The organism is Pseudomonas sp. FSL R10-1350, assembly GCF_009600525.1.
Taxonomy (GTDB): Bacteria; Pseudomonadota; Gammaproteobacteria; order Pseudomonadales; family Pseudomonadaceae; genus Aquipseudomonas; species Aquipseudomonas helleri.
Genome location: NZ_WIVR01000004.1, coordinates 26,380 through 41,341 on the forward strand (window position 1 = coordinate 26,380; position 14,962 = coordinate 41,341).

General features: G+C 57.8%; 14 protein-coding genes. 3 read left to right on the top strand and 11 right to left on the bottom strand.

Features of this window, described 5'->3' with window-relative positions; all coding sequences use genetic code 11:
- Window positions 1–36: 36 nt before the first annotated feature.
- The 8 genes from pcaC to pcaR form a co-directional block, all read right to left on the bottom strand.
- Window positions 37–429 carry a 4-carboxymuconolactone decarboxylase gene (gene pcaC, locus GHO25_RS03075; RefSeq protein WP_048369492.1) on the bottom strand — a complete coding sequence of 131 codons (393 nt, stop codon included), beginning with the start codon at window positions 427–429 and terminating at the stop codon, window positions 37–39.
- Between the two features lie 10 nt (window positions 430–439).
- A complete protein-coding gene (pcaD, locus tag GHO25_RS03080) occupies window positions 440–1,240 on the bottom strand; it encodes a 3-oxoadipate enol-lactonase (RefSeq protein ID WP_048369863.1) in 801 nt (266 codons plus the stop codon).
- A gap of 13 nt (window positions 1,241–1,253) precedes the next feature.
- Window positions 1,254–2,606, bottom strand: a complete 1,353-nt coding sequence (locus GHO25_RS03085; protein ID WP_153389874.1) for a 3-carboxy-cis,cis-muconate cycloisomerase — start codon at window positions 2,604–2,606, stop codon at window positions 1,254–1,256.
- Between the two features lie 48 nt (window positions 2,607–2,654).
- A complete protein-coding gene (locus GHO25_RS03090) occupies window positions 2,655–3,947 on the bottom strand; it encodes an MFS family transporter (protein WP_048369489.1) in 1,293 nt (430 codons plus the stop codon).
- Between the two features lie 114 nt (window positions 3,948–4,061).
- Window positions 4,062–5,267, bottom strand: coding sequence for a 3-oxoadipyl-CoA thiolase (pcaF, locus tag GHO25_RS03095; protein WP_178109963.1), 1,206 nt, complete (start codon window positions 5,265–5,267; stop codon window positions 4,062–4,064).
- Window positions 5,264–6,046: a CoA-transferase subunit beta gene (locus tag GHO25_RS03100; protein ID WP_173430589.1), complete on the bottom strand. Its 783-nt coding sequence runs from the start codon at window positions 6,044–6,046 to the stop codon at window positions 5,264–5,266. Before GHO25_RS03100 ends, pcaF begins: the two co-directional genes overlap by 4 nt.
- On the bottom strand, window positions 6,043–6,900 hold the full coding sequence (locus GHO25_RS03105) for a CoA transferase subunit A (RefSeq protein ID WP_048369484.1): 858 nt from the start codon (window positions 6,898–6,900) through the stop codon (window positions 6,043–6,045). The genes GHO25_RS03100 and GHO25_RS03105 overlap by 4 nt, the downstream gene beginning before the upstream one ends.
- 249 nt (window positions 6,901–7,149) lie before the next feature.
- On the bottom strand, window positions 7,150–7,992 hold the full coding sequence (pcaR, locus tag GHO25_RS03110) for a pca regulon transcriptional regulator PcaR (protein WP_048369481.1): 843 nt from the start codon (window positions 7,990–7,992) through the stop codon (window positions 7,150–7,152).
- Between the two features lie 799 nt (window positions 7,993–8,791).
- On the opposite strand from pcaR, the gene GHO25_RS03115 reads away from it, so the two are divergent.
- Window positions 8,792–8,992: a hypothetical protein gene (locus GHO25_RS03115; protein ID WP_178109964.1), complete on the top strand. Its 201-nt coding sequence runs from the start codon at window positions 8,792–8,794 to the stop codon at window positions 8,990–8,992.
- Window positions 8,993–9,338: 346 nt separating this feature from the next.
- On the top strand, window positions 9,339–10,811 hold the full coding sequence (locus GHO25_RS03120; protein WP_048369477.1) for an inorganic phosphate transporter: 1,473 nt from the start codon (window positions 9,339–9,341) through the stop codon (window positions 10,809–10,811).
- 132 nt (window positions 10,812–10,943) lie between these two features.
- Here GHO25_RS03120 and ccoM read toward each other — a convergent pair whose 3' ends face one another.
- From ccoM to GHO25_RS03125, 3 genes are all read right to left on the bottom strand, one after another.
- Complete coding sequence (ccoM, locus tag GHO25_RS26715; RefSeq protein ID WP_306108765.1) at window positions 10,944–11,057, bottom strand: cytochrome c oxidase subunit CcoM; 114 nt, start codon at window positions 11,055–11,057, stop codon at window positions 10,944–10,946.
- 143 nt (window positions 11,058–11,200) lie between these two features.
- Window positions 11,201–11,362 carry a hypothetical protein gene (locus GHO25_RS26070; protein WP_088500241.1) on the bottom strand — a complete coding sequence of 54 codons (162 nt, stop codon included), beginning with the start codon at window positions 11,360–11,362 and terminating at the stop codon, window positions 11,201–11,203.
- Between the two features lie 96 nt (window positions 11,363–11,458).
- Window positions 11,459–11,770, bottom strand: a complete 312-nt coding sequence (locus GHO25_RS03125; RefSeq protein ID WP_153389917.1) for an aspartate-semialdehyde dehydrogenase — start codon at window positions 11,768–11,770, stop codon at window positions 11,459–11,461.
- 155 nt (window positions 11,771–11,925) lie between these two features.
- On the opposite strand from GHO25_RS03125, the gene rapA reads away from it, so the two are divergent.
- A complete protein-coding gene (gene rapA, locus GHO25_RS03130; RefSeq protein ID WP_153389876.1) occupies window positions 11,926–14,772 on the top strand; it encodes an RNA polymerase-associated protein RapA in 2,847 nt (948 codons plus the stop codon).
- The last annotated feature ends 190 nt before the right edge of the window (window positions 14,773–14,962 follow it).

Consider the following 14,962-nt stretch of genomic DNA (forward strand, 5'->3'; position numbering starts at 1 on the left):
ACCCGCCAATTGGCGGGTTTTTTGTTGATCACATGATTATTCCCGGGACTCGACGCCCAACTCGTCCCACACCGACTCTGCCAAATGGAAGGTCGCATTGGCCGCCGGAATGCCGCAGTAGATCGCGCTCTGCATGATCACTTCTTTGATCTCTGCACGGGTCACGCCATTGTTGGCAGCGGCGCGCAGGTGCAGTTTGAGTTCTTCGCTGCGGTTCATGCCGATCAGCATCGCAATGGTAATCAGGCTGCGGGTATGACGTGGCAATCCAGGCCGCGTCCAGATATCACCCCACGCATGGCGGGTAATCATTTCCTGGAATTCGCTGTTGAACTCGGTCAGGGCGTTCAGGCTGCGGTCGACGTGCGCATCGCCCAGCACGGCGCGGCGTACACCCATGCCCTCTTCATAACGTTGTTTCTCGTCCACAGAACGCTCCTTAAACCGCTTGTTGGGCTAACAAAAACGCCAGCACCCGCTGGCTGAACGCATCACCGGCCTGCACGTTGGACAAGTGCGCCGCGTAGAACTCTGCGTACTCGGCACCTGCCACGTGTTCCTGAATGAAATGACTGCCCGAAGGCGGCGTCACGGCGTCTTCGGTGCCTGCAATCACCAGCGTCGGCACGCGAATCGCGCCAAGCTGATCACGAAAATCGGCATCACGCACCGCCGCGCAGTTGGCGGCATAACCCTGCGGCGAGGTAGCCGCCAGCATGTCAGTAATGCGTTTGGCTTGATCCGGGTGGGCCTGGGCGTAGTCTGCGGTAAACCAGCGGGCAATCGAGGCATCACGCAATCCGGCCATTGCCTCTGCACCGTCACGCAACACCGTTTCAATCCGCGGGTTCCACACCGACGGCTCACCGATCTTGGCCGCGGTGTTGCACACCACCAGTGAATTCAGCCGTGAACCGGCATGAATGCCCAACCACTGGCCAATCAGGCCGCCCATCGACAGGCCGCAAAAATGCGCGCGCTCAATATGCAGCGCATCGAGTAACGCCAGTACATCGCCACCCAACTGCTCAATGCTGTACGGACCTTCGGTCACCAGCGACTGGCCATGGCCACGGGTGTCGTACCGCAGCACCTGAAAATGCTCCGCGAACGCCGGAACTTGCGTTGCCCACATGCCCAGGTCCGTGCCCAATGAGTTGGACAACACCAACACCGGGGCGCCTTTAGGGCCATCGAGTTGGTAGTTGAGTTCACCTTCTGCCAGTTGTACACGCCCCACGACCATCTCCTTTTTAGACTGCCAACGCAAAATGTTCAGCCCGTGCCCGCTCGACCCACGTCGTCGCTTGCCCCAGGTAATGAGCAGGATCGAGCAAGCGATCCAGTTCGGCTGCCGATAACTGCGCGCTAATCTCGGGCTCATCGCCCAACACCGCACGCAGATGCCGATGCTCGGCCACGGCCCGCTTACAGCATTGCTCCAACAGGTGATGCGCGGTTTCGCGCCCCACTCGCTGCGCCAATTCAATACTCACGGCTTCGGCCAATACCAGGCCGTGGGTCAAATCGAGGTTTTGCGCCATGCGCTCGGCATCCACTTCCAGCCCCTGGGCAATATTGAGGGCTTGAGCCAACGCGCCTGCCACCAAACAGCAAATCTCTGGGAGGGTTTCCCACTCGGCATGCCACAAGCCCAAACTGCGCTCGTGTTCTTGAGGCATGGCGCTGAACAAAGTGCTGAGCAGCCCGGGAACCCGCGTCGCCGCACTGATCAATACGGCAGAACCCACCGGATTGCGCTTGTGCGGCATGGTCGAAGACCCGCCCTTGCCCGGCGCTGAAGGCTCGAAAACTTCCGCCGCCTCGGTCTGCATAAGCAAGCTGATGTCGCGGCCCATCTTGCCTAGGCTACCTGCCACCAACCCGAGTACCGCACCGAACTCCACCAGACGGTCACGCTGGGTGTGCCAGGGTTGGTCGGGCAGCGCGAGCTTCAACTCGGCGGCCAAAGCGTGCGCCACGGGTAAGGCTTGATCGCCCAGCGCGGCCAAAGTGCCCGAAGCACCGCCAAACTGCAGGCTCAGCAAACGCGGTTTTAACGCTTGAAGCCGCTGACGGCTGCGCGTAACGGCGCCCAGCCAACCGGCGATTTTCATCCCCAAGGTCACAGGCGTTGCTTGCTGCAACCAAGTGCGACCCGCCAAAGGCGTGGTGGCATAGCGCTGGGCCTGTTGCGCGAGGACTTCGCCCAACTGCTGCAAATCCTGCTCGATCAGTTCCAGGGCGGCGCGCAGTTGCAGCACTAGCCCGCTGTCCATCACGTCCTGGCTGGTGGCGCCCAGGTGCACATAACGCTCGGCCTCGGGGCTGACGCTGGCAATCTGCTTGCCGAGCGCTTTCACCAACGGGATGGCCGAGTTGCCAGCGCTGGCAATGGCCAGCCCCAAGGCTTCAAAGTCGTAGAGTTCGGCGCGGCAAGCCGCTTCAATCGGTGCAACTGCTGACGACGGAATCAGCCCAGTGCTGGCTTGAGCCCGAGCCAGGGCGGCCTCAAAGTCGAGCATGGCTTGAACCCGGCCATGGTCACAAAACACCGCACCCATAGCCTTGCCCGTGAAATAGGCATCGAACAGTTGGTTACTCATAAACCTTCCTTTGCAGGCGCGCGCCGAACATCGGCGCGCGCAAACTCATCACATATCGTGATGCAGGTATTTGGGCTGCTTCGGCAAACGGAAGCTAAACAGGAAGGCGATGGCCATCATGACCGTCACGTACCAGTAAAAGGTGTTTTCCATGCCCATGGACTTCAGGCCCAAGGCCACATATTCCGCCGAACCGCCAAACACTGCATTAGCCACGGCGTAGGCCAGGCCCACACCCAACGCCCGTACCTGTGGCGGGAACATCTCGGCCTTAACCAAACCGCTGATCGAGGTGTAGAAGCTGACAATCGCCAGCGCCAGGGTGATCAACACAAAGGCCAGAAACGGGCTGGTAATGGTTTTCAGGCTGAGCAAAATCGGCACAGTGCACAATGTGCCCAAGGCGCCAAACCAGAGCATCGAATTTCGACGGCCGATTTTGTCCGCGAGCATGCCGAACAACGGCTGCATGCACATATAAAGGAAGAGCGCGCCGGTCATGATGTAACTGGCGGTTTTGGCGTGCATCCCGGCGGTGTTCACCAGGTATTTCTGCATGTACGTGGTAAAGGTGTAGAAAATCAGCGAGCCGCCAGCGGTGTAGCCGAGCACGGTGATAAACGCAGCTTTATGGTCACGAAACAGCGCCGCAATGCTACCGGCGTCTTTGTCATTACGGGATTCAGCGCTGGTGGTCTCTTCCAGGGAACGACGCAACAACAGCGAAATAACGGCTGCGATGGCACCAATCACAAACGGGATGCGCCAGCCCCATGCGCGCAGTTCCTCATCTGACAAAATCTGCTGGAGGATCACCACCACCAGCACTGCCAGCAACTGCCCGCCGATCAACGTGACGTATTGAAACGAAGCAAAGAAACCACGCTGCCCCTTGAGGGCAACCTCACTCATGTAAGTGGCCGTGGTGCCATATTCACCACCCACCGACAGGCCCTGGAACAACCGCGCCATCAAGAGTAATGCGGGCGCCCACGCACCAATCGAGGCGTAGGTCGGCAAAAAGGCGATGACCAATGAACCGGCGCACATCATCATCACCGCGATCATCATTGAGTTCTTGCGCCCGTGCTTGTCGGCCACCCGGCCAAACAGCCAGCCACCGATAGGACGCATCAAGAAGCCCGCCGCAAATACACCGGCCGTGTTCAGCAGTTGTACCGTAGGGTCATCGGAGGGGAAAAAAGCTGGCGCAAAGTAGATTGCACAGAACGCGTAAACGTAAAAATCGAACCATTCGACCAGGTTGCCCGAGGAGGCACCGACAATCGCGAAGATCCTTTTTCTACGTTCCTCTCCTGTGTAGTGAGTGTCTGTTGTCATGATTTTAGACTCATCTGGTTAGTTATTTTCAGACATACCTTGCAACAAGTACCCTGCAACCACAATGCGCCAAACGATTGAGTCCTTAATCGTCTGGCGCATCGTCAGGGCAAATCAGACCCGCTCTATCGCCAGCGCCAAGCCTTGGCCGACCCCTACACACATAGTAGCCAGACCTTTTTTACCGCCGGTTTTTTCCAGCTGGTGCAGGGCCGTCAGCACCAGCCGCGCACCGCTCATGCCCAGCGGATGGCCCAACGCGATGGCGCCGCCATTGGGGTTAACCTGTGGCGCATCGTCCGCCAGCCCCAACTCACGCAACACGGCCAACCCCTGGCTGGCAAAGGCTTCGTTGAGTTCGATGACATCAAAGTCACTGACCGCCAGGCCCAGACGCTCAACCAGTTTGCGCACCGCAGGCACCGGGCCAATGCCCATCACTCTCGGTGCAACCCCGGCGCTGGCCATGCCCAACACCCGCGCGCGGGCAGTCAGGCCATGACGTTTGACCGCATCAGCCGAGGCCAGAATCAACGCCGCAGCCCCGTCGTTGACCCCCGAGGCATTGCCTGCGGTGACGGTTTTGTCCGGGCCGTTGACCGGTTTGAGTTTGCTCAGGGTGTCGAAGCTGGTGTCGGCACGCGGGAGTTCATCGCGCTCAACCAAACTTTCGCCTTTTTTGTGGGCGATACGTACCGGCACAATCTCTTCAGCAAAATAGCCCGCCGCCTGTGCAGCCGCCGTGTGCTGCTGGCTGCGCAGGGCAAAGGCGTCCTGGTCGGCGCGAGAAATCTGGTAGTCATCGGCCACGTTATCGGCGGTTTGCGGCATCGCATCGACACCGTATTGAGCTTTCATCAACGGGTTGATGAAGCGCCAGCCAATGGTGGTGTCTTCCAGCTTCATGTTGCGCGAGAACGCGGCATCAGCCTTGCCCATCACAAACGGTGCCCGCGACATCGATTCAACGCCGCCGGCAATCGCCAACTCCATTTCACCGCTGGCAATGGCACGGAACGCCGTGCCAATCGCGTCCATCCCCGAGGCACACAAACGATTGAGGGTGACACCGGGGATGCTCTCCGGCAGCCCGGCCAGCAACGCTGCCATGCGTGCGACGTTGCGGTTGTCTTCACCCGCCTGGTTGGCGCAGCCCAAAAACACTTCGTCGACTTCATCCCACTTGACCGTGGGGTTGCGCTCGATCAGCGCCTTGATCGGCGTTGCCGCCAGATCGTCGGCACGAACGGCCGACAAGCCCCCGCCAAAACGGCCAATCGGGGTTCGAATCGCGTCACAGATAAACACTTCACGCATCACGCTTCTCCTGGTGCCTGACCGTGAGCCAGGGCCGTGCGCGCTTCCAGGTCACGCAAAGCGCTTAGCTCAACGTCGGTTGGCTCGGCGGTTTGCTCAACCTTGTCGGCAAAGCGAATCGCCCAGCCCGTTGCCGCCACAACTTGTTCACGCGTCACACCGGGGTGCAGGGCGGTGACCACGAATTCGTTGGTCTGCGCTTCGGGTTCCATGATGCACAGGTCCGTGATGATCCCCACTGGCCCGGCGCCTGGCAGGCCCAAACGCTTGCGCGAGTCGCCACCTTCGCCGTGACCAACCGAGGTAATGAAGTCCAGTTTGTCGACAAACGAACGGGCTGACTGCTTGAGGATGATCAGCACGCTTTTGGCAGAACCGGCGATTTCAGGTGCACCACCCGCGCCCGGCAGGCGGACCTTTGGATGGTGATAGTCACCGACCACAGTCGTGTTGATATTGCCGAAGCGGTCTACCTGAGCGGCACCCAAAAAGCCGACGTCAACCCGACCACCTTGCAACCAGTAGCGGAAAATCTCGCTGGTGGAGACGACCGTGTCAGCCGTTTCGGCCAGCTCACCGTCGCCAATCGACAGCGGCAGCACATTAGGCTTTGCGCCAATCGGGCCAGACTCGTAAATCAGCACCACATCCGGCGACGAGGTCAGGCGCGCCAGGTTCGCAGCCTTCGAAGGCAGGCCAATGCCGACAAAACACACCGAGCCATTTTTCAAACGGCGGGCGGCGGCAACGGTCATCATTTCGTTGGTGGAGTAAGCCATTATTTTGCCTCCGAAGCGCGGGCCAGCTTGGCCTGGAACTCACTGAAATTGGCGGTGCCGTGGATGTATTCGTTTATCCATGCGGTAAAAGTTTCGCGGTCACGGGCAATCGGGTCCCAGGCCTGATAGAAACGGTTATCACGCTCGGTGTAACCATGTGCGTAGGAAGGATGCGCACCACCCGGTACGTGACACACGGCGCTCAAGGCCCAAGTTGGCAGGACGCAGGCATTCATCGGTGCCTGCAAGTCATCGACAATCTCTTCAACCGTCACGATGCAGCGCTTGGCGGCCAAGGCGGCCTCTTTTTGCACGCCCAAAATGCCCCACAACAGCACATTGCCTTTGCGGTCAGCCTTTTGCGCATGGATCACTGTAACGTCAGGGCGCACCGAAGGCACCGCCGCCAGCACTTCACCGGTAAACGGGCAGGTAACGGTCTTGATCAGCGGGTTGACCTTGGGCAAGTCGGAACCGGCATAGGCGCGCAGTACCGCGAATGGCAAGCCCGAAGCGCCCGCCACATAGGCATTGGCCAGGTCGGCGTGGCTGTGCTCTTCGATTTCCAGCGGTTGCGGCCACTGTTTTTCGACGGCATCGCGCAGGCGGTGCAATGAACCGACACCAGGGTTGCCGCCCCATGAAAAAATCAACTTTCGTGCACAGCCGGCGCCGATCAATTGGTCGTAGATCAAGTCAGGCGTCATACGAACCAACGTCAGGTCTTTCTTGCCCTGACGAATGATTTCATGACCTGCTGCGGTCGGAATCAAGTGAGTGAAACCTTCGAGGGCGACCGTATCACCGTCATTCACAAACTGTTTCACGGCGTCGTGTAACGAAATGATTTCTGCCATGAGGGGTAGCTCCCGTTTCTTGTTTGCCACTGAATAGAAAACGGTGCGTCGAGCGGCACCGGACTGTCAGCAGGTTAAGCCGCCCTCCCGGCTCAAACAATCCGATAATCGACGATGTGTTCGGTAATCGAACACATAGTTAGCCTGCTTGGAATTGACCGAAACGTGGCTCAAAGACTGCGATTTTTTAAGATCAATAGACCCCGAGGTAAGCTCGCTCCTACAGGGTTCGTGTGATAAACCGCAGGCTCAGGTGAACAACTGTGCGCTCAGTTCGCGGCTCGAAGTGAGCATGATCGGCAAAAAGCGCTGCTCCAGTTCTGTACGTGACACGCGCCCGGCGTGGGTGCTGACGTTCAGGGCCGCCAGTACCTGGCCGGAAGCGTCGTACACCGGTACGGCAATCGAACGCAGCCCCTGTTCCAGCTCTTGGTCGACAACGCACCAGCCCTGCTCGCGAACTTTCTGCAAGCATTCAAGTAACGCCTCGGGGGTATGCAGGGTGCGACTTGTTTTGGCCTGGAACTCAGCATGGGCCAGGTATTCGTTAAGGGTCACATCATCAAGGGCCGCCAGCAAAATACGCCCCATCGACGTGCAATACGCAGGCAAACGGCCGCCTACCGAAAGGTCGACTGAAATCAGCCGCTGGGTGGTGGCCGAACGGGCGATGTAGAGGATGTCGTCACCTTCAAGGGTCGCCATGTTGCAGGCTTCGTGCAGTTGCTCGCTCATGCGGTCCAGATACGGTTGGGCCGACACCGCCAGCGGCGTCGATGACAAATAGGCATGGCCCAGGGTCAACACTTTGGGCAGCAACGAATAGGTCCGGCCATCGGTGGTGGCATAGCCCAGTTTGATCAACGTATACAAGCAACGCCGTACAGCGGCGCGGGGGATCTCGGTTCGATGGCTGATCTGCGCAATCGTCAAGTGCCGTTTACGCTCCTGAAACGCCTGCACCACGGCCAGACCACGGGCCAGCGAGGCCATGAAGTCGGGGTCGCCGGTAAACGCCTGAATACGTTTGGCAGGTGACGCCACAATCGGTGGCGCCAGGCCAGTCACTGCATTGCGCAATTGCTCACTCATACCCTATCCCCCTGATGTCGCTTTTATTGTTATTACAGATCGGCCCCGGTAACAACAGACACACGGCAGATGCAATATTGGCCGATTATCGAACCGATGACCGATAATCGCAATATCCTCACTCTTCATCACGGATATGAATGAGACGTAGGCAACGCCCCATGATCCTGTGCGTTTAATAAAGTTCCATTGCCGTACTTTATAACTACAGACAACACCTGCGTCTGATTTCCATTAAGCTTTTTTTACCGACTACACTGCGACAAACAGCCTCCCCCACTCATTGGAGTGCATTTTCCTTATATGCCCGGTCAATTAAGCTGACGGTAGCGCTCAACAACTTGACACTCCATTTACCTTCACTCGTATTAATAGTTCTAAAAAATGCCGAAAGCTGTTCATTCCCTGAATTTTTGCAACAAAGTTTGCACTTGGAAGTTGACGGACCTAAAGCGCTTCGGCGATAGTAGACGCCTTACTCAAGCCTTTATGGCCCGCAAGTAATTGAATGCACAGAGTCAAGCATTCCCGCCTTTTGGATCCAACCCGCTCGTTGAACTCAATAGGCCGAGAGGCTTAACTTCCAAGTGCGACCTGAATTGTCCACCCTCTGGGGTGAGCACTTAAGTGCGACAGCGCTCAGGTGTTAATTAATGTCGTTGCCGCCTGCACAGAGTGGTTGATTTAACCTTGACGTTGCTTATAGATATCCGTCTAAAGCTGACTCAAACGTCAGATGCATCAACCTCTCTTGCCGAGTGGTTCACCAGGTTTAATCTTTACTTAATTAGGTAGCACTGTGACGAAAGACGAACTGCGCGCAGAACTTGAGCGTCAGGAACAACGTTACAAGGATGTTTATGGCGGCGAAGTGACCACTTATGCCGCAAAGCCGGAGCCCGAGCGCAAGCCTTGGCGCAAACGTGCAAGCCTGCTGGATCAGGCGTTTTCTCAAGAAATTCAAAAAATTGAGAAAGAACTCAAAGCTGATGAGTCGTGAATCACCACGGCTGAAATCTGTGTAAAAACGGCTACAACGCCTCCTGCCGCTGCATTGCTCGGAGGCTGACCTTTGCCCGACAAAAGGTCTGCCCAAGCCACCAGATTGTCTGATTACAGAAATTTCACACACTCAAATCAGACCGTCACGTAGGCACAAGCCCTCCCCTCTGAAACGCTTATAGCCTTTGTTATCAGCGGCTTGGAGCTGTTTTTTGGCCTCTGTAAATCGGGGTGTCCTACCGCTTTTTTCATTTATAGATGTTACCGGCGAGCACCAAGTGCATCGATTACCAAGGTTTTCTGGCATAATCCGGCCCCCTTTATGACCGTGTCAGAAAACCTTCATGATCGATCTACTAAGCGGATTGGATGCCTGGGTTCTTATCAGCCTCTTCTTCGCCCTAGCCTTTGTTCTCGCCTTCGAGTTCATTAACGGCTTTCATGACACCGCGAACGCGGTAGCGACTGTCATCTACACCAAAGCCATGCCGCCTCACCTGGCGGTGTTCTTCTCCGGTGTATTCAACTTTCTGGGCGTTCTGCTGGGCGGAGTCGGGGTGGCATACGCCATCGTCCACTTGCTGCCGGTAGAGCTTCTGGTCAACGTGAACACCGGACATGGCCTGGCCATGGTGTTCTCGCTGCTGGCTGCAGCCATTACCTGGAATCTGGGTACGTGGTACTTCGGGATTCCGGCCTCCAGCTCCCACACCCTGATCGGCTCGATCCTCGGTGTCGGCCTGGCCAACGCCCTGATCAACGGCATCCCGGTGAGCGAAGGCGTTAACTGGCAGAAGGCTATTGAGATTGGCGCTTCTTTGGTGTTCTCGCCACTGGCGGGCTTTATCATTGCCGGCCTCATGCTGGTGGGCCTGAAGTGGTGGCGCCCTAACTCCAAGATGCACAAGACCCCAGAAGAACGCCGCAAGCTGGATGATAAAAAGCATCCGCCGTTCTGGAACCGTCTGGTTTTGGTGATTTCTGCCATGACCGTGAGCTTCGTTCACGGCTCTAACGACGGTCAAAAAGGTATTGGCCTGATCATGCTGGTACTGATCGGTATCGTGCCGAGCGCCTTCGTTCTGGACTTGAACAGCAGCACTTACCAGATCGAGCGAACGCGCGACGCGACGCTGCACCTGAGCCAGTTCTATCAGCGTAACCACGAGAGCCTGAACGAATACCTGGCACTGGGCAAAAGCATTAAAAGCGACCTGCCGGGCAAGTTCAGCTGCAATCCGCAGCAAACCGAGCCAACCATTGCCGCTCTGCTGAGCTCACTCAAGGGCGTGACTGACTACCACTCCATGACCTCTGAGCAGCGCATCGAAATTCGTCGTTATTTGCTGTGCCTGGATGACACGGCGAAAAAAGTCAGCAAGCTGCCAGTGCTCGACGCCAGTGAAAAGGCGGATCTCGAAAAACTGCGTAAAGACCTGACCACCACCACTGAATACGCCCCGTTCTGGGTGATTCTGGCTGTCGCACTGGCCCTGGGCCTGGGCACCATGGTTGGCTGGAGACGCGTGGTTAAAACCATCGGCGAGAAGATCGGCAAGCAAGGCATGACCTATGCCCAAGGCATGGCCGCTCAGATCACCACCACCATCGCGATTGGCCTGGCCAACGTCTTTGCCCTTCCGGTCTCGACCACGCACATCCTGTCTTCAGGCGTGGCGGGCACCATGGTTGCCAACAAAAGCGGCCTGCAAGGCAACACCATCAAGACCATCCTGATGGCCTGGGTGCTGACCCTGCCGGCCACTGTCGGGCTGTCTGCAGCACTGTTCTGGTTGGCGTCCATCGCCCTCAACTGATCCAGCGCCTGACAAAAAAGGTACGCCCCTCGCGGGGCGTACCTTTTTTTATGCGTTTATTACAGGCAAAAAAATAGGCGACCGAAGTCGCCCAAAATGCCTTGCGTGCTCGTGTACCAGAAAGACCCGGCGCTACTTATTGCGCTTCTGGGCGTCTTTCCAGATAAAAAAACCCAGACCTGCGAAGAACAACACCATGAGACCGACCGTCACTACCCCTGCGATAACCACATTGTCGAGAAACATGACGGCCTCCTGCTCGTGTCTGTTTGTGTTGGAGCTAGATTAACCACACAGGCAGGCGCATACGTTGACCGGGATCAATAGTGATCACGGCCCGACGAGGCTTGGGAAGAAAAGTTGACCCAGATCAGCTAAAACGCGGTAGATCAGCGCTTTTTAGGTTTCTTTTTCGGCTTTTTCTTGGCATTTGCCAAGGGCATTGCTTGCTCGAATGCCTGGCGCACTTCGTTCAGACGCTTCTCTTTAAGGTCATGCACGCGCTTGGCACGTTCTGCACCCAGGTCAACCAGATTGCTGTCTTGGCTCATAAAAATCAGGTCACTGTCAGAGGCTGTTGGCTAAAAGGGTTCAAGGGACAGCGCAATAATGCGTTGAGGCCGGACAACAGGCCAGAAAAAATCCAGTCATACCTCGATATCAATCCATAAACCCTGACGCTGCGTCCCATCGACCACGCCATCATCGGCAGGCTGATCCGCCTGGACTTCATCGGGCAGCGGCGGCTGCCCCTCATGCTGGCGTTTGTGTTGCTGACGCTGCTGCTCTTCGCGCAATAACAAGGCTGCCTGGTCAGCATCATGGTGTTTGATGTTGACCGTGCTGTCCCCCGAACTGGCCTGGGCAGGCACCACCGCCGGGATTTCAGGTCGCGGGGGTACCGGGTCTTGTTGTGAGGTCACGGGGACAACGCTCAGCGGTAGAATCGGCGGCAGCATGATGGTGTGCTCCTGTTCTGCGTCCGGCTGAAAACCACTCATCGAAAAGCGCCATTGGCTTCTTTTGAGTAGAGCAGCTTTTTGTCAGAGTCCTTTGGACTGAGGACTCTGCTGCGTTAATATACTCGGCTTTTTCAAAGCGGGAGTCAGGCAGCATGGCGCAGCAGTATCAACCGGGGCAACGCTGGATTAGTGACAGCGAAGCTGAGCTAGGCTTAGGCACCGTTCTGGCACAGGACGGTCGCTTGCTGACCGTGCTCTATCCGGCCACTGGCGAAACCCGCCAATATTCGCTGCGTAACGCCCCACTGACGCGCGTGCGTTTCTCGCCGGGCGACACCATCATCCACTTTGAAGGCTGGAAGATGACCGTTCGCGAAGTCGATGACTCCAGCGGTCTGATGGTTTATCACGGTTTCAACGAACAAAACGAGCTGGTGACCCTGCCAGAAACGCAACTGTCGAACTTTATCCAGTTCCGTCTGGCCAGCGACCGCCTGTTCGCCGGGCAAATCGACCCGCTGTCGTGGTTCTCGCTGCGTTACCACACCCTTGAGCACACTAGCCGCCAGTTGCAATCGCCGCTGTGGGGCCTGGGTGGCGTGCGTGCGCAACCTATCGCTCACCAACTGCACATTGCCCGTGAAGTGGCCGACCGTATCGCGCCGCGCGTATTGCTGGCTGACGAAGTGGGCTTGGGTAAAACCATCGAAGCGGGCCTGGTGATTCATCGCCAACTGCTCAGTGGCCGCGCCAGCCGTGTGCTGATCGTGGTTCCGGAAAACCTGCAACACCAGTGGCTGGTCGAAATGCGTCGCCGCTTCAACCTTGAAGTCGCACTGTTTGACGAAGAGCGCTTCATTGAAAGCGATGCCGGCAACCCGTTTGAAGACTGCCAGTTGGCTCTGGTGGCTCTGGAATGGCTGGTTGACGACCCTAAAGCGCAAGCAGCCCTGTTCGACGCAGACTGGGACCTGCTGGTGGTCGACGAAGCTCACCACCTGGTGTGGCACGAAGATCAAGTCAGCCCTGAATACGGTCTGGTCGAGCAACTGGCCGGCGTAATCCCTGGCGTCTTGCTGCTGACCGCGACCCCGGAACAACTGGGTCAGGACAGTCACTTCGCACGTTTGCGCCTGCTCGATCCAAACCGCTTCCACGACTTGGCCGCCTTCCGCGCCGAGAGCGAGAACTATCGCCCGGTCGCTCAGGCGGTACAGGAACTGCTGGATAAAGGCCGCCTGTCCCCTGAAGCGCACACCACCATCCATAACTTCCTGGGTACTGAAGGCGACTCGTTGCTCGCCGCAGTCAACGAAGGCGATACCGAAGCCAGCGCGCGTCTGGTTCGCGAACTGCTCGACCGTCATGGCACTGGCCGCGTTTTGTTCCGTAACACCCGCGCCGCGATCCAGGGCTTCCCCGAGCGCAAACTGCATGCTTACCCGCTGCCGTGCCCGGACGAATACCTCGAACTGCCCATCGGTGATCACGCCGAGCTGTACCCGGAAGTCAGCTTCCAGGCCCAGCCGGACGCCAGCGATGAAGAGCGCTGGTGGCGCTTTGACCCTCGCGTAGAGTGGCTCACCGACACCCTGAAAATGCTCAAGCGCACTAAAGTGCTGGTGATCTGTGCCCACGCCGAAACCGCCATGGATCTGGAAGACGCCCTGCGCGTTCGCTCCGGCATTCCTGCCACGGTCTTCCACGAAGGCATGAACATTCTTGAACGTGACCGCGCAGCTGCTTACTTCGCTGATGAAGAGTTCGGCGCACAAGTGCTGATCTGTTCGGAAATCGGCAGCGAAGGCCGCAACTTCCAGTTCGCCCATCACCTGGTGCTGTTCGACCTGCCGTCCCACCCGGACCTGCTGGAGCAGCGTATCGGCCGTCTGGACCGTATCGGCCAGAAGCACGTCATCGAACTGCACGTGCCGTACCTGGAAACCAGCCCGCAAGAACGCCTGTTCCAGTGGTACCACGAAGCCCTGAACGCGTTCCTCAACACGTGCCCGACCGGCAACGCCCTGCAACACCAGTTCGGCCCACGCCTGCTGCCGTTGCTTGAAGAAACCGACGACACCCCGTGGCAAGCGCTGATCAACGAAGCCCGCAGCGAGCGCGAGCGCCTGGAGCAAGAACTGCACACCGGTCGTGACCGCCTGCTGGAGCTCAACTCCGGCGGCGCGGGTGAAGGCGAAGCACTGGTAGAAGCGATTCTTGAGCAGGACGACCAGTTCACCCTGCCGATCTACATGGAAACTCTGTTCAATGCGTTCGGCATCGACAGTGAAGACCATTCCGAGAACGCCCTGATTCTCAAGCCGAGCGAGAAAATGCTCGACGCCAGCTTCCCGCTGGGTGACGACGAAGGCGTGACCATCACCTACGACCGCAACCAGGCGCTGTCGCGTGAAGACATGCAGTTCATCACCTGGGAACACCCGATGGTGCAAGGCGGCATGGACTTGGTGCTCTCGGGCTCGATGGGCAACACCGCCGTGGCACTGATCAAAAACAAGGCGCTCAAACCCGGGACCGTTCTGCTCGAACTGATTTACGTCAGCGAAGCCGTTGCCCCGCGCTCCCTGCAACTGGGCCGCTACCTGCCGCCTGCTGCGCTGCGCTGCCTGCTCGATGCCAACGGCAACGACCTGTCCTCGCGCGTGGCCTTCGACACCCTGAATGAACAACTGGAAAGCGTGCCCCGTGCCAGCGCCAACAAGTTCATCCAGGCGCAGCGCGATAACCTGACGCCGAAAATCAATGCCGGCGAAGCCAAGGTTGCGCCACGTCACGCTGAACGTGTGGCCGAAGCGCAACGCCGTCTGGCAGCCGACACGGAAGAAGAACTGGCGCGCCTGACTGCGCTGCAAGCGGTCAACCCGACCGTACGTGACAGCGAGTTGGTTGCCTTGCGTAAACAACGCGAACAAGGGCTGGCCATGCTTGAAAAAGCCGCGCTGCGCCTTGAAGCGATTCGCGTGCTGGTCGCCGGCTAACCCGCATTCTGTAGGAGCGAGCTTGTCTCGCGATCTTTTGATCTTTAAAAGATCGCGAGGCAAGCTCGCTCCTACAAGTTTTCAATCGAAGTTCGCGATTAAAAACTAATTGTTTATTGCGAAATGATTAGCATCATATCGCCATCACCCTCCCCCGCCTTATCCCAGCCTCTACACTGAAAGCACGTCA

Coding starts and splice junctions, on each gene's coding strand:
- GHO25_RS03085 (WP_153389874.1), bottom strand. CDS start 2,606: ATGAGTAACCAACTGTTCGATGCCTATTTCACGGGCAAGGCTATGGGT.
- GHO25_RS03090 (WP_048369489.1), bottom strand. CDS start 3,947: ATGACAACAGACACTCACTACACAGGAGAGGAACGTAGAAAAAGGATC.
- GHO25_RS03105 (WP_048369484.1), bottom strand. CDS start 6,900: ATGGCAGAAATCATTTCGTTACACGACGCCGTGAAACAGTTTGTGAAT.
- pcaR (WP_048369481.1), bottom strand. CDS start 7,992: ATGAGTGAGCAATTGCGCAATGCAGTGACTGGCCTGGCGCCACCGATT.
- GHO25_RS03120 (WP_048369477.1), top strand. CDS start 9,339: ATGATCGATCTACTAAGCGGATTGGATGCCTGGGTTCTTATCAGCCTC.
- ccoM (WP_306108765.1), bottom strand. CDS start 11,057: ATGTTTCTCGACAATGTGGTTATCGCAGGGGTAGTGACGGTCGGTCTC.
- GHO25_RS26070 (WP_088500241.1), bottom strand. CDS start 11,362: ATGAGCCAAGACAGCAATCTGGTTGACCTGGGTGCAGAACGTGCCAAG.
- GHO25_RS03125 (WP_153389917.1), bottom strand. CDS start 11,770: ATGCTGCCGCCGATTCTACCGCTGAGCGTTGTCCCCGTGACCTCACAA.
- rapA (WP_153389876.1), top strand. CDS start 11,926: ATGGCGCAGCAGTATCAACCGGGGCAACGCTGGATTAGTGACAGCGAA.